Genomic DNA, 14402 nt, shown 5'->3' with positions numbered 1-14402 from the left:
CCCGGCACCCCGCGCCCGCCGTGCCCTCCGGTCACGAGCACCCAGTGCCGGACACGTCCCGGGGCCGCGTGCCCGCTCGCCCCGGCCGACAGGTCTACCGTGCTCGCCGCCCCCGGCGTCCGCCCCGCGCCGCCCCGCCCGCCCGGGTCACCGGTCCGGAGTAGCCGCTTGCACGGCGCCTTCAGGGGCACTCGCCCGAAGAGGGCCGGCCCGCAGGTGATGACGGGAACCCGGGAACCCACAGCCGACGCAGCCCGCCGGCCCCGCGCACCGGCCGCGTCCGCCGCGTGACCACGCCCTGCTCGCCGACGGGGAGCGCGGCGCGCTGCTCGGCCCCGACGGCTCGCCGGTCCGGCTGCGCGTGCCCGGCTGGGACGCCCCCGCCGTTCTCTCCGAACTCATCGGCGGCGCCGGCGCGTTCCAGGTGGCACCGGAGGACCCGTGGCACGTGCCGAGCGGCCGCTACCGTGAAGGCTCGCTGATCCGGACGACCCGCTGGACCCTCGCACCCGGCGTCATCGAGTGCCGTGACGCCCTCGCCGCGCCCGCCGACCAGCACCGTGCGGTGGTGCTGCGCCGCGTGCGGACCGGCCGGGCTGTTTGTGCGGCTGCGCGTCTGCGGCGACTACGGCAGCGGCCCGCCGCTGCGGCCGCGCCGCATCGGCCATACCGTCTGGGCGGCCTCCCACGGCGCACTCCGGATGCGGCGGACCGGGGTCACCGCCGCCGATCGCTCAGGGCGCCGGGGCCGGGGCAGGAGCCGGCTGGTGCACAAGCCGCAGCCGGTGGCGCAGGGTCACCAGCTCACGCCCGCCGGCGTCGGTGAAACGGCTTGTCACCTCGTATTCGCCGCAGTGCGCCCGGCCCACCGGCAGCCGCTCCGCGGGCAGCCGTAGCTCGTACGGGCCGCCGGTCCGGAAGCCGCCGAGCACCGTCCGCGCGGTCGACACCACCGTCCCGTCCCTGACCCGGGTCTCCTCCAGGGTCAGTCCGTCGATGTCCCGGCCCAGCCGGAAGGTGATGCCGACATTGATCACCGTGCCCTCCGGCAGCGTCACGGGCGCCGAGGCCGTCCCGTCCGTCAGGGGCACGCGGAAGCGCCCCAGATCCTCCGTGTACAAGGACACGTCCACCAGTTCGAAAGCGTGCACCGCGATTCACCACCTCGTGCCGTGCCGCGTGCGCAGGGTCCGGGTCGCCAGTGCCGCAGCGAGCGCGGCCGCCGCTCCGGTGACGGCCGGATGCCGGGCGAGCGAGCTGTACGGCGAGTGCGCGGCGGCCTCGTCGTCGAAGTCCCCGTGGGCCCCGTGGTCCCGGCCGCCCGGCCCGTCGAGCGGCGCCCACAGGTTGTGCGGGTCCTCGCCCCGCGCCGGCTCGTCGGTCTGCTGGGAGTCGTAAGCGGTCCGGGCGACGTACCGGTCCACGAGACCGGGAACGACGCGTTGTGCCAGCACCGCCACCGCCGTCGACGCACCCACCCGGTACTCCTTGCGCCGCGGTCGCCGGGCCGCGTGCAGCACGGCACGGGCCGCGACCTCCGGCTGGTACACCGGCGGTACCGGCCGGGGCCGGTACGACAGCCGGGAGAGCGCCCAGGAGAACTGCGGGGTGTTCACCGCCGGCAGCTGGACCACGGTGACCGCCACTCCGCTGTGCCGGTGCAGGAGTTCCAGCCGTACGGAGGCGGTGAAGCCGTTCACGGCGTGCTTGGCGCCGCAGTACGCCGCCTGTAGCGGCACCGACGCCTCCCCGAGCGCCGAGCCGACCTGCACCACCGCGCCGCGGTCCCGGGGCAGCATGCGCCGCAGCGCCGCCCGGGTGCCGTTGACACAGCCGAGATACGTCACGTCCGTGACCCGCTCGTACTCCTCCGGCGCCACGGCCAGGAACGGCGCGAACACGGACGTGAACGCCACGTTCACCCAGACCTCCACCGGCCCCAGACGGCCCTCGACCCGGTCCGCGGCCTCCTCGACCATCCACGGCACCGCCATGTCCACCGGCACGACCAGGGCCTCGCCGCCCGCCCGGCGCACCTCCTCGGCCGCCGCCTCCAGACCCACCCGGCCCCGGGCCAGGAGCGCCACCCGGGCCCCGCCCGCCCCGAACGCGCGGGCGGTGGCCCGGCCCACCCCGGCGCTCGCCCCGGTCACCACCACGGCCCGGCCCTCGAACGGCCGCCGGTGCTCGTGCCGCCGCTGGGACTCGTGGGTCGACCGCAGCACCGTCAGGCCCTCCAGGAACGAGACGACTTCGGACCCGCTCACCATCATGACCGCGCTCCCGACCTGTCCCCGTCCACGTCTGTCAGCCCGGCGACTGCCCAGACCGGACCGGAACACGCCCGCCCCCGCGGACGAGTGGAACCGGCCCGGCCGGGTAGACGCGGCAGCGTACGAGGTGAGGGCCATGAAGATCCTGACGATGGGGGTCGAGGAGGAGTTCGTCCTCGTCGACCGGACCACCCGCGCGGCGGTCGGCCGGGCGCCGCGTGTGATCGCCGCGGCCGCCGAGGTGCTCGGCGGCCAGGTCCAGAAGGAGTTCTTCAACGCCCAGGTGGAGACCACCTCGCAGCCCACCGCCTCCTGCCGTGACCTGCGCGACGAGCTGGTCTGGCTGCGCTCCGTGATCACCGCCGCGGCCCGCACCGAGAACTGCCTGCCCGTCGCCAGCGGCACCTCCGTCGTACCGCCGGAGGGCCCGCTGACCGTGACCGACACCGACCGCTACCGGCGCATGGCCCGCCGCTTCGCCACCCGATTCAGCCCGGTCGACGGACTGCTCTGCGGCTGCCACATCCACGTCGGCACCCTCGATCGCGAACTCGCGCTCGCCCTCTCCCGGCGCATGGCCCCCTGGCTGCCCGCCCTCCAGGCGCTGAGCACCAACTCGCCCTTCGCGCGCCGCCGCGACACCGGCTTCGACAGCTGGCGTTCCATCGAGTACGCCCGCTGGCCCACCGTCGGCCCCGCCCCCGAACTCGACGAACCCGGCTACCTCGCCCGCGTGGCCGAGTTGGTGCGCAGCGGCACCCTGATGGACCCGCACATGCTCTACTGGCACGCCCGGCCGTCCGACCACGTGCCCACCCTGGAGATCCGGGTCGCCGACGCCAACGCGGACGTCGAGACGGTCGTCATGCTCGCCGCGCTCGTCCGTGGACTCGGCACCGTCCTCCTGCGCGAGGAGGCGGACCGCCGGGCCGTGCCGCACGTCCCGCTCCGGCGGCTCTTGCTCGCCCACGAAATGGCCGCCCGGCACGGTCTGTCCGGCTACGGGATCGACCCCTTCACGGGCCGCGAGCGGCCCGCCGCCGACCTCGTCGACAGACTGGTGCGCCGCGCCCTCCCGGCACTCGACGCCGTCGGCGACGCGGACCGAGTGCTCCGCCAGTGGCGTCATGTCCAGGCCCACGGAGGCGGCGCGGCCGGCCAGCGCGTCGCCTTCCGGCACCAGGGCCGCCTGGTCGACGTCGTGGACGCCCTGGCCCGGCTGACGGCGCGGGTCTGACGGACCGCGGGCCCCCCGACCGGACGATCGGGCGCACTCCATCGGAGTCGTTCCATCGGAGCCGTTCCGGCGGAGCCGTTTCCGGCGGCAGGACCGGCGGTCGACGTCGGCGAGGCACTGGCCCGGTCCACGGTGAGGGGCCGACCGGCCCGTGCGGCTCGGTGCACTCCATTCGTCCCGGGGCCCGACGCTCATCCCGGCGCGGCGACGCGACACCCGCCGTGATCCGTGCCGCTCGCACCCGCATGGCGTGGGCGATGCCGGGCCGGGGCCGGAAGACGCCGACGGCAGTGGGACACCGGGGCCGACGGCACCCCACGAGGCGACCTGGAGGACGCCCTCACGCTGCTGCAGTGCAGTGCAGTGCAGTGCAGGGGCAGCCGCGGCAGTCGGCCGCCGCCCGTCGGTGGGCGGGCAGTCGGCCGCGCTTCGGCAAGAAGGGTGTGGCGTCGTACGGTTCGGGGCCGTCGTCAGGCGCGGGGTCCGGCGTCGGGCCCGGGTTCATCGGGGGTCTCCAGACGAAAGCCGTCACGGGGTCCGGTCTGGATGGCGAGTCAGCGGAATGCGCAGGGTCCTGCTCCGGCAGCGTGGAGTCCAGCCGGGCGAGTCCGCGGGCGAGCGCGGTCAGCACGGCGAGCGTGATGTCCTCGCCGGGGCAGCGGTGACTTTCGCGCGGACCGCCGCCCTGCGGGATCAGCCCGTCGGGATGGGGGGCCGCGCCGAGGAACCGGTCGGACACCAAGCGGAAGGGTTCGTCCCACAGGTCGGGGTCGTGGTTCTGCCCGTACGCGTCGAGCAGCATGGTGCCCTCCGGCACCGCCTCGTCGCAGACCGCGAGCCCGTCGAGGACGAGCGCGCCGACGAACGGCACGAACGGGTAGAAGCGGCGCACCTCGTGGACGAAGGAGACGGCGAGGCCGGCGGGTCCATCTCCCGCTGCTGGTCGTCGATGTCCCCCTGACCGTACGGGTCCTTTGGGTGCTGGGCTTCTTCCTCCACGGCGCGCAGGGCCGCTGGTACCGCCGGTGGCGCGGGAGCCCTTACCGCATCCCGGCGCACATGTCCCTATGCGCGCCGGGACGTCTTGTCCGGGGAGGCCCCGACCCCGGTCTCGGGACCGGCGAGGAGCCGAAGGAGGCCGGCGATGGCGTGTCCGGCCTCGGCGGGGTGGCGGTACGGGGTGTCGGCGGCGATCGTGTAGTGGTTCCGGCGCGCGTCCTCCGCCCGGCTGCGCGTGAGGTATCCGGCTTCCTCGAGGTCCGAGACGATCGCCTGCACGGTGCGCTCCGTCAGCCCGCACAGGGCCGCGACGTCGCGGAGCCGCACGCCCGGGTCGCGGGCGATGGCCAGCAGGACGCGGGCGTGATTCGTCAGGAACGTCCAGCCGGGCCCATGCTCGTAGTGGTCACTCATGACTCCACTATGCCTCCGGACGGGAGGGAGCGGGGCGGGTCACCCGAAGGTGTTTTCGTGTAATTTCCGACGTATGATGAATCGAGGGTGGCGCGAACACGGCGCGACCCGGATGTTCCGGACCTTCGGTGCTCCCCCCCGGGAGGCAGCCTCATGAATCCAGGAACAGCGGCCTCATGCGATTACTGCGGGGAGCGCATCCCGGAGGGACCGCCGCGGCACGCACACGCACCGGACTCCTCGTATCTCGCCCCCCGTGACCGGTGGCAGGACGGCTGGCGGCCGGTGGTGGCCTGCAGCGACGCCCACCTGAGAGCGGCGGTCTCAGCCTCGCGGGCGCGCCCCTTCGTCGAGGCGGAACTCTGGATGGAGCAGCTCATCCGCATCCGCAGCCGACATCCCCGCGGCATCGGACTCGCCGAGCTGACCCGGGAGTCCCGGCTCACCTCCGACCAGGTGGTGCAGGCCGCTCTGTGGGCAGGGAGACGGAAGGCTCCGCATGGGAAACCGGAAGGAGGGAAGTCACAGCCCCGAGGAGGAGATGCGTTATGACGCCCGACAAGGAGCGGCCCGCACGATCCGAGACCGAATCCCGACCCCCGCACTCATACGTCGTATGGGTGAGAGGCGACCTGGACATGGACAGCGTGGCCGAGTTGCGGCCCCAGCTCCTCGACGGCGTCGCCCTGGCGCCCCGCGGCACGGAAATCGTCATCGACCTCCAGAACTCCTCGTTCTGCGACTCCACCGGTCTCAATCTCCTGCTGGCCGCCAGGGAATCGGCGCTCGCGAACGGAAATCACGTCACCCTGGCCGCTCCCAGCCACCAGATGATCCGCCTCCTGGAACTCACAGGGTCCGCCGATCTGTTCGGCCTCGGCCCGGCCGAAGCGGAATGGCCCCGATGATCGCTCGAGGCGCGGGAGCCGGATAGCGGCAGGAGACCTGCGACGAACGGGCCGACCGGCTGTGGGGCGAGCTCCTCCACGAGGTGCGTGTCGCCTTCACCGGTGTCCAGCTGCTCCTCGCCTTCCCGCCGGCGGTCGCCTTCACCCCCGCCCCGGTACGTGCTGCCGCCCGTCCCGACCGATGGCAGACGGGAGTGTCGGCGAACGCGCGGCGTATTCAGTCGGGTTCGTGGCCGGGGACCGGCAACTCGTAGAGCGCGAACGCCCGGTCGATCACCGGCTGAGCGACGTTCCGCACCCGCACCCCACCGGCCGTCATGCCGTGCTCGGTACCGAGGTGGGCATGGCCGTGCACGGCGAGGTCCGCCCCCACGGAGTCGATGGCCTCGGCCAGCAGGTAGCTGCCGAGGAACGGGTAGATCTCGACGGGCTCACCGGCCAGGGTGTCCGGCACCGGCGCGAAGTGCGTGAGGGCGACGCGCACCGCGCAGCCGTCGGCGGCCAACTCCTGGAGCGCGGACGACAGCCGCTCGGCACCGACGTGCGCCACCCGGACCCAGGCCCTCATCTCCGGCTCCCCGAAGGCGCCCGCGCTGCGGCCCGCGAATCCTCCGCAGAACCCCTTCGCGCCGGCCACGCCGACCCGGTGGCCCGCGACGCGGAACACGGCCGACCGCCCCTCCAGGACACTGACCCCTGCGGCGGCGAGCGTACGCGTGACCTCGACCTCCTGGTCCGAGTGGTAGTCGTGGTTGCCCAGGACGGCGACCACCGGGACCCCGACGTCCCGGACCTCGTCGGCCACCACCCGAGCCTCGTCGACGGTGCCGTGGCGCGTCAGGTCGCCGGCCAGCAGGAGCAGGTCCGCGCACGCGGGAAGAGTCAGGAACGCGGGACGCAGCCGCCCCGCGCAGTCCGGACCCAGGTGGATGTCACCGACCGCCGCCACTCGGACGACATGGTCGCCGCGACCGTCGGTCCTCGGTGATTCCGGCGTCATGGAAGCTGCTCCATGTGGTCGGGCGCGTCGGCGGACGGCGTGCCGAGATCGGTGCGTACGACGAGCCCGGACAGCTCCTCCCGCGCCAGCCGCAGGATCTCCTCGCGTCGGCCGGCGCTGGGCAGCGTGCCCGACAGCAACACCGTGTCGCCGCGCAGTTCGATCCGGACCCCGAGTTCGGCGATGTCGTCGCAGGCCAGCCGGTCGTGCAGCCGGGCGATCCGGTACTCGATCTCCTGGGGGCTGTGCGGGGTCATCGGCTCCGCCTCTCATCCCCGCCGGGGCGGCGGCGGACGATGTCGAGCAGTTCGAGAAGGTACAGGAACGCCGCCGCCATCGGCCGGTTTTCGGACTCCTCGTGCACCCGGGCCCAGTCGATCCGTTCCCGCAGCCCGCGCGCGACGGGAAGCAGCGCCCCGAAGTCGCAGTGGTGCTCCGAGAGCGCGGCCAGCCGGCCGACCATGAGGTCGGTCGGCTCGATCACCGGCATGTGCACCGAGTCCACCGGCAGCGTCACGGCACGCCGCAGCAGCTCTGCGGTGACGGGGCGACCCGCCAGGGCGAAGATCAGGTCCATCTGCTCACCGCCCCTGCGGCCCTTGACCAGCCAGTCCTCGGGAGGATCGACGATCTCCACGCCGTGTTCGCCGAGCAGGGTGGTCACCTGCTCGGCGTCCTCCCGGCGCACGGCGAAGTCCGTGTCGTGCTGGAGCCGTACGGGGATGCCGTAGGCGTACACCGCGACACTGCCGACCAGGGCGAACGGGCAGCCCGATGCCTTGAGGACGCCGGCGACCTCCTTGGTGACCTCCAGGATCGCCTGGGTGTGGTCCGCCGGGAGACTCGGTGACCGGCGGCCGCCGGCCGCCGCGCGCGCCGCATGTCCCGTGGAGCCCGCGGGGCCGTGGCCGGCGAGCGCGAGGCCCGCGTTCACCGGGGGTTCTTCGACGAGGTTCATCTCGATTCCTCCTGCTGTCGGACGCACCGTTGTCGGCCTGAACCTCCGAGGACCGGCCAGTACCCCGTCAGCCCCGAACAATGCGTCGGGCGCGCCGGTGGCGCGGGTTCGCCCGGAAGTCAGGAGTGCGTCAGGGCGTGGGCCGCCAGGTTCTTGATCACGGCCTCGGTCCGGCGGAGCCGGCGCTGCGCCGGCTCCGCCGGACCGAGGCCGGCCGGCTCGGTGAGCCTGGGGTCCCGGGTGGCCGCGGCGGCCAGGGCCAGCACCGGCCAGTACACGAGGTTGCCCGCCGCGGCCGGGTGCAGCACGGGGAGGTCCGCGAGGAGCCGCAGGGGGTGGCGTCCAGAAGTCGGAGGACGCGAGGCAGGCGCCCCAGCCGATGGGTGCCTGGAGCCGGCGGAGTCGTTCGCCGTTGTACGCGGCGACACCGGCCACTGCCCGGGCGGCGAGCACCACCAGGAAGGCCGCGCCGAAGACCAGGGTCAGGCTGTTGGAGTGCCGGAAACCGAGGCGCTCGGCGCGGCCTCGTCCTCGCCCTGCGGGACGCGGCGGTTACCAGCCACCCGCTGAACAGGGTCTCCCCGGCCGTCCACAGCAGCGCGTCGCGCCCGTAGACGGCGACACCGCGCACCGGGCCCACGGGCGGCCCGCAAGGGCGGGCTGCAGGGGCCCTGGGCGTCCTCCTCGAACTCGACGCGGTTCCGCGGGCGAGCAGCTCGCAGCCGGCGCGGTAGTCCCCGGCGGCCGGCGCCGCGGCGAACCGCCGGCCGGAGGCGGACGCGCCGTCCTCACGCGCCTCGGCGGACGCCCCGCATCCGCACAGGCAGGCCGCGAGCAGCAGCGCACCGCCCGCGCGCAGAGACATCGACATGTCCTCACTGCGTGCGGGCGGTCCGCCGGGTGCCACGATTCAGGGCCGCGCGCGCGTCGCCCCCTTCACCTGATTGCGTGCTCCCGCCCGGCGGGGCGGGCGGTGTTGGACCCTGCCGCTTCCTCCTCGAAGCCGGTGCGCAGCAGCCGGTGGAAGAAGGAGCGGTAGCGGCGCAGTGCGGTGCGCAGGCTCTCGGTGTCGGCCTCCTCGCCCTGCCGCCACTGCCCTTCGAGGGACTTGCGATGGTCGGCGAAGGTGGTGGCGAGCTTCTGCATCACGTCGGCGACGAGCGCGTCGGCCTCGTGCACCGCCCGACGCGGGTCGTCCACGAACTGGTTCTGCACGTCCTGCCAGCGGGTGCGGAAGGCCTCCTCGTCGTCGGGATCCATCAGGCGCGGAGGCGTGTCGGCCGAGTGCTCGTCATCCGAGTGGTCGTCATCCGAGTGCTCGCCGGGGGCAACCGGCTCGGCGTCGGCGCGTGCGGCGGAGCCCCGTTCGGCGCGGTCGGGTTGATCCCGCTGATCCCGCTGATCCCGCTGATCCGATGGAGCTAGCTCGTCCGGCTGATCCGGCTGATCCGGCTGATCCGGCTGATCCGGCTGATCCGGCTGATCCGACTGGTCCGGTTGCCCCGGCCGGTCCGGCTCGGGGGCGTCGGTGGCCTCACCCGGGTACTGGGGAGCTCTGTCGGGGCCGCCCTCGCGTCCCTCCCGGCGGGCGGTGCCGTCGGTCGAAAGACCGGTGCCGGCCGGTTCGGGTTCAGGCGTGTCGTTGTCGTGCATGGCGGAATCCGCCTCTCAGGACCGGCCGGAGTCGGGCCGATCTCCGTCGGAGAGCAGCTCGTCGAAGAGGGATCGGTAGTGGACCATCGCCCCTCGCAGCTGCTCGGTGGTGGCCCGGTGGTCCGCGCTGAGCAGATCCACCTCGTGCGCCGCGCGGTAGTGCTCCAGGGTCCTTCCGTGCTCCACGGACAGGTCCCGGGCTTGCTGCTCGAAGTCGCCACTGGGGTAGCCGCGCTCGCGCATGAGGGCGGTCACCAGCCGGTCTGCCTCGTGCACCGCGGACTCCGGACGGTCGACGAACTGCCCCTGTACCCCGCGCCACTCGCGTGCGTACCGGTCCCTGAGGCCGGGGTCGAGCGGCCGGAGGTCAAGGGACTCGTGCCTCTCCTCGCGCCTGCTGAGATCGTATTCGGCCGCCCGGCGGCCTCCCGCCTCGTCCACCGTGTGGTCGTACTCGGGCCCGAAGCGCTCTCGCAGGCGGCGCCGCCTGCGCCGGTCCAGGACGACAGCCAGCGTGATAAGGACGATCACCACCGCCACGGGGATGATGATTGCCAGAAGTGTTCCTGTGGACATGACGCGGCCCCCTTGGCTGTGACGGGTCCTCGTGTCCCGCGGCTGCCCGCCGACGGGCGGGCGAAACGGTACGCGGCGCGAATGAAGCCGTGGCAACCCGGACCCGGACCCCCGCAGCACCCCGGGCCTCCACCCGGGCGGCGGCGTGCCCCGGGCGAGACACCACCTGCCGAGACCGGAACGCCGTTCCGGTGGGGTGACTGCGCAACGGCGTCACAGCCTTGCTGTCCGGCTGCCGAGGTCACTCGCCCGACCGGGCGAGCGAGCTCGGCTCTGTCAGGCCGATGCGGGCACGGGCAGGGTGCGCGGGTGGCCGGCGTTCGAGCGGTTCAGGTCGATGCCGAAGCCGGCGTAGACGGCCGCGAGGTGGTCCGGCAGGCCGAAGGCGAGGCCGGACTGCTTGGCTGTGTCCGAGCCGAGGTCGCCGAGCACGTCGAAGGTCGGCTCGTATTTTCGGCTCAGGACAGGGGCTCGTCGGGGACCTGGGGCGAGACGGCGACCAGTCGAGCGCCGCGGGCGGTGATGGCGTCGTGGTGCTGCTGCGGCGAGCGCGGGGCGATGTTGCAGTAGGGGCACCATGCTCTGCGGTAGCTGACCAGCAGGAATCGTGGTCGAGCGCGTCATCGGCGGGGCGTTGGACCGAGATGGTCCGGATCTTGGGGAGGTGGGCGCTGCACGGATCCCGGGGAGGCCGTCGTGACGGCAACTGCGGAGGCGCCTCGATGGCCAGGACGGCCGTGGCCCGCACACGCCGGAGCGGGTTCGTCGGTGTCAGGGGCCCGGGGAGCCGGGTCCCGGGAGCTCGGGGAAATGGCTCCGGAGGCGGTGTGCGTTTCCCGGCCCGTCCGACGAGGGGGGCCTACAGCGGGAACCCGTCTGGAGCGCCGTCACTCAGGCGGACGGACACGGCTTGCTCACCGGGTCGTCCCAGTGGTGGTTCCCTGGTAGAGGAAGAGACGGAGCACCTCCAGCCGCTCCCTGAGGGCCGGCGGGCTGCGGTTCATGTCCACCGGCTTCTCCTTCACGCTGCTGCGGCCTGGCAGATCGGATGAATGCGATTTCCACGGATGCGAGGATTGGGGCGTTCGGATCTTGCTTGGTACCGCGAGCGGAAGCCCGAGGACCGGGGGTCCCGTTCCAGGAGGCGCGCCTGCTTCCCCAGGGCCGCTTCCTCCCTCTCTGCGCCGTACCGGCCGAGTCCTCGGCCGGAAGACGGCTGATCGGCCGAAAAAGGGTGCATGCTGAGCATCAACAGCGGTCGAGTTCCTGTTCTGGAGGTCGAAAGAATGAACGGCGGCGAGGGGAGGCGGCGCCTGGCCGCCCGAGCTTCGGCCGGAAAGGGCGCCGCGGGGTACCGCTCGGCCGGAGCCCGCAGACGACTCGCCCGGGGCGGCGGCGAGGTTCCGCTCGACCGGCTCACGACGCGAGGTCGGCTCGCTTGGCTGAACTCCGCCGGTTCCAGCATCGGCACCACCCTCGACCTGGAACGCACGGCCCAAGAGCTGGCCGAGTTCACCGTGCCCCGCTTCGCCGACGGCGCTGCCGTCGACATCCTGGAGAGTGTCCTGCGGGGCGACGAGGGCGCACGGTGGACCGGTACGGGTGTCCCGCTGATGCGGGCCACCGCCCTGTGCTGCGTCGAGGAGCTGTCCTCCCTGGAGCCCACTCCGGTGGGTGAGACCTTCGTCCGCGCCGAAGAGGCGCACGAGACGCTGCTCCACCGCTACTGTCTGCGACAGGGCAGGCCGGTGCTGGTGAGCCGTATGCGGAGCGACGACTTCATCAAGGTCGCGCCGACGGAGAGCGCCGCGGCGAAGATGCGGGCCGCCGGCGTGCACAGCTATCTCGCCGTGCCGCTGATCGCCCGCGGGCTGTTGCTCGGCAGCGCGGACTTCGTCCGCGGCCGCGGAGCACCACCGTTCTCCTCCACCGACCTCGCACTGGCGGAACAGCTGGCCTCCCAGGCCGCCGTCTACATCGACAACGCCCGGCTGTACGGGCGCGAGCGCGAGCACGTCGTCTCCTTGCAACGCGCACTGCTGCCGCGCGCGACCCCGGTGACGCCCGGGCTGCGCGTGCACTCCGAGTACGCGCCCTCGACGGCGCACCACGGCGTGGGTGGGGACTGGTACGACATCATGGCTCTGCCCGGCGGACGTACGGCCCTGATGGTGGGCGACGTCATGGGCCACGGTCTGCCCGCCGCCGCCACCATGGGGCGTCTGCGGACGGTGGCGCGCACCCTGATGACCCTGGACATGGCTCCGGAGCGCGTCCTGGCACGGCTCGACCTCGCCACGCGTGATCTGGAGGACGAGCAGGTGGCCACGTTCCTCTGCGCCGTGTTCGACCCGGCAGACTCCACCTACACGCTGGCCAGCGCCGGGCACCTCCCGCCGTTGATCCTTGACGGACACGGCTCCGCCGAGTTCGTGGACGTACCCGTCGGCGCGCCGCTCGGGGCCGGAGTCATCCCGTACGACCCGATCCGTGTCAAAGTGCCGAGGGGCGGCAAACTGGTCATGTACACGGACGGGCTCGTCAAGTCCCGGCGCGCGGACATCGACCACCAGTTGGAGCGTCTGCGCTCCACGGCGTGCGGCCTGGCATCCGAGGCTCTCGAAACCGGCGGCTTGATCGAGCGCGCCCCTGCCGACGCCACCCGTTTCGACGAGGCCGTACTCATCGTCGCGACGGCCGTTTCGGAGGTCCCGGCCGACCTGTGCGAGTGGCAGTTGCCGCAGGAGGGGCGAGCGGCGTCCGTCGCCCGGAGCCTGGTCACGGACCAGCTCGCCGAGTGGGATCTGGCGGAGCTCGCCGACGTCTTCGAACTCGTCGTCTCCGAACTCGTCGGCAACGCCCTGCGCTATGGCAACGGGCCCGGCAGACTCCGGCTGCTGCGCGGCGACCGACTTGTCGTGGAGGTCTCGGACACGGGCCCGGACCTCCCCCAGATTCAGCACGCGGATCTCAGTGACGAGGGCGGCCGAGGTCTCCAGCTCATCAACATGTTGTGCCGCCGATGGGGTTCCTGCCGCACCGTGACCGGCAAGGTGGTGTGGGCGGAACAGAACCTGCCCTCCTGAGGACGGCTGGAACGCCGACGCCAAGACCACCGCAGGCGCCGGGACGGTCATCGTCGGGCCTCACCGAAAGCGGACGCGCGGCAGGCTGTCCTTCCTGCTGGGCGGCACTATGACCGTGGGCGTGGTCGGCGACGGGCTCCTCCGCCCGAGTGGGCACGGACCGGGCCGAGTTGGCACCCGCCCGGCCCGAAGCCCGACAGCCCATGGACCTCGGCCGGATCGCCGGGCGGTTCGGTGCTCGTGCCCCTGAGCCGGGTCGACTTGTTGAGCGGGGCCACCGCCAGGAGGCGTGGCCCGGCGGCAGGAGGCGCTGGCCCCGCGCCAGGTCAGATCCAGCCGCGGCGGGCCGCGACGACACCGGCCTGGAAGCGGTTCACCGCGCCCAGAAGTTCGTGGAGGCGACTCATGCGGCGACGCATGGTGCGGACCGACCAGCCGAGCTGACGGGCTATGGCCTCGTCCTTGAGACCGCTGACCAGCAGGGTGAGGACCAGGCGATCCTCCTCGTCGAGCGGGTCCTCGGCGGGGGCGTCGAGCGGCAGGGCCTGTTTCCAGCACAGTTCCCAGTAGTCGGTGAGGGCGTCCAGCAGGCTGGACGGCCGGATGACCGCCGCGCGCACGCCGTCGAGGTCCAGGGAGAGCGGCATCAGCGCCAGCCGACGGTCCGCGATGGCCAGTTTGATCCGCAGTCCCGGCATCACCCGGGCCTGCTCGCCGCGGCGTACGAGCCCGCGGATGTCCTCGAGCACCCCCGGCCACTCCAGCGCCTCGGGTGCGTAGACCGCGCGGTAGCGCACGCCGCGCCCCAACGCCGTGCTCTCCACCGGGTTGGAGGTGGTCAGCGCGTACGGTGGCCGGTCCAGTGTCATGACGTCCTCGCGCGCCTCCTGCTGGAGGCGGACGAACCAGCGGCCGAGCGCCTCGCGACCGGTGGTGATCTCTACTTCCTCCTCTCCCGCGGTGCCGGCCTGCGCCGCCGCGAAGAGGCGGGACAGCTCGTCCGCCGCCGAACGGACCCGGTCCAACTCCGCTGTCCTGTTGCGTATCAGGGACTCGACCGCGGCTCCCGGCTCGATCGCCGCGTACCGGCGGCGGGCCCCGGCGAGCCGCCCGACCAGGCCGTGGTCGTGCAGCCGGTCCAGGGCCCTGGCGGCGCGGACGGGGGAGCAGCCGAGGTCGGCGGCGAGCTCTGCCGGGGCCGCCGTCCGCCGGGTCAACACGGCCCTGTAGACGCTCTCGTCGAACGGATCGATACCTGCCGCGGTGAGCTCGTTCGTCATATGCGGATCCTGGCCCAC

At 73.1% G+C, this 14402-nt stretch carries 14 protein-coding genes and 5 pseudogenes; 6 read left to right on the top strand and 13 right to left on the bottom strand.

All coding sequences use genetic code 11. The features are described from left to right. The first annotated feature begins 298 nt into the window (after nt 1–298). Nucleotides 299–826 (top strand): trehalase-like domain-containing protein, encoded by a 528-nt coding sequence (locus tag ACF07V_RS06120; protein WP_392152360.1) that lies wholly within the window; start codon nt 299–301, stop codon nt 824–826. Here ACF07V_RS06120 and ACF07V_RS06115 read toward each other — a convergent pair. Together ACF07V_RS06115 and ACF07V_RS06110 are read right to left on the bottom strand one after the other, a co-directional pair. Beyond that, a complete protein-coding gene (locus ACF07V_RS06115) occupies nt 735–1151 on the bottom strand; it encodes a hypothetical protein (RefSeq protein WP_392151682.1) in 417 nt (138 codons plus the stop codon). The genes ACF07V_RS06120 and ACF07V_RS06115 overlap by 92 nt on opposite strands. 6 nt (nt 1152–1157) lie before the next feature. Continuing rightward, a complete protein-coding gene (locus ACF07V_RS06110) occupies nt 1158–2273 on the bottom strand; it encodes an SDR family oxidoreductase (RefSeq protein WP_392151681.1) in 1116 nt (371 codons plus the stop codon). 136 nt (nt 2274–2409) lie between these two features. Between ACF07V_RS06110 and ACF07V_RS06105 the strand changes: the two genes are divergently transcribed. Continuing rightward, entirely contained in the window at nt 2410–3510 is a 1101-nt protein-coding gene (locus ACF07V_RS06105) for a glutamate--cysteine ligase (RefSeq protein ID WP_392151680.1), read from the top strand. A gap of 631 nt (nt 3511–4141) precedes the next feature. Here the strand turns inward: ACF07V_RS06105 and ACF07V_RS06100 are convergent. Both ACF07V_RS06100 and ACF07V_RS06095 read right to left on the bottom strand, forming a co-directional pair. Continuing rightward, nucleotides 4142–4381: pseudogene (locus ACF07V_RS06100) on the bottom strand (cytochrome P450); the annotation flags it as partial. 194 nt (nt 4382–4575) lie between these two features. Then, nucleotides 4576–4923 (bottom strand): helix-turn-helix transcriptional regulator, encoded by a 348-nt coding sequence (locus tag ACF07V_RS06095; protein WP_392151679.1) that lies wholly within the window; start codon nt 4921–4923, stop codon nt 4576–4578. A 548-nt stretch (nt 4924–5471) separates the two neighbouring features. Between ACF07V_RS06095 and ACF07V_RS06090 the strand changes: the two genes are divergently transcribed. Together ACF07V_RS06090 and ACF07V_RS06085 are read left to right on the top strand one after the other, a co-directional pair. Next, the gene (locus tag ACF07V_RS06090; protein ID WP_392151678.1) at nt 5472–5831 is read left to right on the top strand and encodes an STAS domain-containing protein; all 360 of its coding nucleotides are present in this window, start codon (nt 5472–5474) and stop codon (nt 5829–5831) included. A 41-nt stretch (nt 5832–5872) separates the two neighbouring features. Next, nucleotides 5873–6085 (top strand): annotated as a pseudogene (locus ACF07V_RS06085) (DUF6328 family protein); the annotation flags it as partial. Here ACF07V_RS06085 and ACF07V_RS06080 read toward each other — a convergent pair. The 7 genes and pseudogenes from ACF07V_RS06080 to ACF07V_RS06050 all read right to left on the bottom strand — a co-directional run bounded on the left by ACF07V_RS06080 (nt 6049) and on the right by ACF07V_RS06050 (nt 10018). Beyond that, nucleotides 6049–6831 carry a metallophosphoesterase gene (locus ACF07V_RS06080; RefSeq protein ID WP_392151677.1) on the bottom strand — a complete coding sequence of 261 codons (783 nt, stop codon included), beginning with the start codon at nt 6829–6831 and terminating at the stop codon, nt 6049–6051. The pseudogene ACF07V_RS06085 and the gene ACF07V_RS06080 sit on opposite strands and share 37 nt — an antisense overlap. Beyond that, nucleotides 6828–7088: a hypothetical protein gene (locus ACF07V_RS06075; RefSeq protein WP_392151676.1), complete on the bottom strand. Its 261-nt coding sequence runs from the start codon at nt 7086–7088 to the stop codon at nt 6828–6830. Before ACF07V_RS06075 ends, ACF07V_RS06080 begins: the two co-directional genes overlap by 4 nt. Further along, entirely contained in the window at nt 7085–7789 is a 705-nt protein-coding gene (locus tag ACF07V_RS06070) for a nucleotidyltransferase family protein (protein WP_392151675.1), read from the bottom strand. Before ACF07V_RS06070 ends, ACF07V_RS06075 begins: the two co-directional genes overlap by 4 nt. A 119-nt stretch (nt 7790–7908) precedes the next feature. Continuing rightward, complete coding sequence (locus ACF07V_RS06065) at nt 7909–8097, bottom strand: hypothetical protein (protein ID WP_392151674.1); 189 nt, start codon at nt 8095–8097, stop codon at nt 7909–7911. 43 nt (nt 8098–8140) lie between these two features. Then, a pseudogene (locus tag ACF07V_RS06060) lies at nt 8141–8275 on the bottom strand (hypothetical protein); the annotation flags it as partial. A gap of 450 nt (nt 8276–8725) precedes the next feature. Further along, nucleotides 8726–9442: a hypothetical protein gene (locus tag ACF07V_RS06055; RefSeq protein WP_392151673.1), complete on the bottom strand. Its 717-nt coding sequence runs from the start codon at nt 9440–9442 to the stop codon at nt 8726–8728. Nucleotides 9443–9457: 15 nt separating this feature from the next. Then, on the bottom strand, nt 9458–10018 hold the full coding sequence (locus tag ACF07V_RS06050; RefSeq protein ID WP_392151672.1) for a hypothetical protein: 561 nt from the start codon (nt 10016–10018) through the stop codon (nt 9458–9460). A 94-nt stretch (nt 10019–10112) separates the two neighbouring features. On the opposite strand from ACF07V_RS06050, the pseudogene ACF07V_RS06045 reads away from it, so the two are divergent. Continuing rightward, a pseudogene (locus ACF07V_RS06045) lies at nt 10113–10201 on the top strand (DUF6480 family protein); the annotation flags it as partial. Between the two features lie 99 nt (nt 10202–10300). Here ACF07V_RS06045 and ACF07V_RS06040 read toward each other — a convergent pair. Beyond that, nucleotides 10301–10620, bottom strand: a pseudogene (locus tag ACF07V_RS06040) (redoxin domain-containing protein); the annotation flags it as partial. A 684-nt stretch (nt 10621–11304) separates the two neighbouring features. On the opposite strand from ACF07V_RS06040, the gene ACF07V_RS06035 reads away from it, so the two are divergent. Continuing rightward, nucleotides 11305–13104 carry a SpoIIE family protein phosphatase gene (locus tag ACF07V_RS06035; protein ID WP_392152358.1) on the top strand — a complete coding sequence of 600 codons (1800 nt, stop codon included), beginning with the start codon at nt 11305–11307 and terminating at the stop codon, nt 13102–13104. A 326-nt stretch (nt 13105–13430) separates the two neighbouring features. On the opposite strand, the gene ACF07V_RS06030 is transcribed toward ACF07V_RS06035, so the two are convergent. Next, nucleotides 13431–14384 (bottom strand): helix-turn-helix domain-containing protein, encoded by a 954-nt coding sequence (locus ACF07V_RS06030; protein WP_392151671.1) that lies wholly within the window; start codon nt 14382–14384, stop codon nt 13431–13433. Nucleotides 14385–14402 lie beyond the last annotated feature (18 nt).

The organism is Streptomyces sp. NPDC015661 (assembly GCF_043077765.1).
Taxonomy (GTDB): domain Bacteria; phylum Actinomycetota; class Actinomycetes; order Streptomycetales; family Streptomycetaceae; genus Streptomyces.
Note: the sequence above shows the minus strand (reverse complement) of the source record. Positions and strands in the feature narration are given on the sequence as shown.

What these genes read in the sequence shown, in the direction of transcription:
- ACF07V_RS06110 (WP_392151681.1), bottom strand. Translation starts at nt 2,273, where the DNA reads ATGATGGTGAGCGGGTCCGAAGTCGTCTCGTTCCTGGAGGGCCTGACG.
- ACF07V_RS06105 (WP_392151680.1), top strand. Translation starts at nt 2,410, where the DNA reads ATGAAGATCCTGACGATGGGGGTCGAGGAGGAGTTCGTCCTCGTCGAC.
- ACF07V_RS06095 (WP_392151679.1), bottom strand. Translation starts at nt 4,923, where the DNA reads ATGAGTGACCACTACGAGCATGGGCCCGGCTGGACGTTCCTGACGAAT.
- ACF07V_RS06090 (WP_392151678.1), top strand. Translation starts at nt 5,472, where the DNA reads ATGACGCCCGACAAGGAGCGGCCCGCACGATCCGAGACCGAATCCCGA.
- ACF07V_RS06080 (WP_392151677.1), bottom strand. Translation starts at nt 6,831, where the DNA reads ATGACGCCGGAATCACCGAGGACCGACGGTCGCGGCGACCATGTCGTC.
- ACF07V_RS06075 (WP_392151676.1), bottom strand. Translation starts at nt 7,088, where the DNA reads ATGACCCCGCACAGCCCCCAGGAGATCGAGTACCGGATCGCCCGGCTG.
- ACF07V_RS06070 (WP_392151675.1), bottom strand. Translation starts at nt 7,789, where the DNA reads ATGAACCTCGTCGAAGAACCCCCGGTGAACGCGGGCCTCGCGCTCGCC.
- ACF07V_RS06055 (WP_392151673.1), bottom strand. Translation starts at nt 9,442, where the DNA reads ATGCACGACAACGACACGCCTGAACCCGAACCGGCCGGCACCGGTCTT.
- ACF07V_RS06050 (WP_392151672.1), bottom strand. Translation starts at nt 10,018, where the DNA reads ATGTCCACAGGAACACTTCTGGCAATCATCATCCCCGTGGCGGTGGTG.
- ACF07V_RS06035 (WP_392152358.1), top strand. Translation starts at nt 11,305, where the DNA reads ATGAACGGCGGCGAGGGGAGGCGGCGCCTGGCCGCCCGAGCTTCGGCC.
- ACF07V_RS06030 (WP_392151671.1), bottom strand. Translation starts at nt 14,384, where the DNA reads ATGACGAACGAGCTCACCGCGGCAGGTATCGATCCGTTCGACGAGAGC.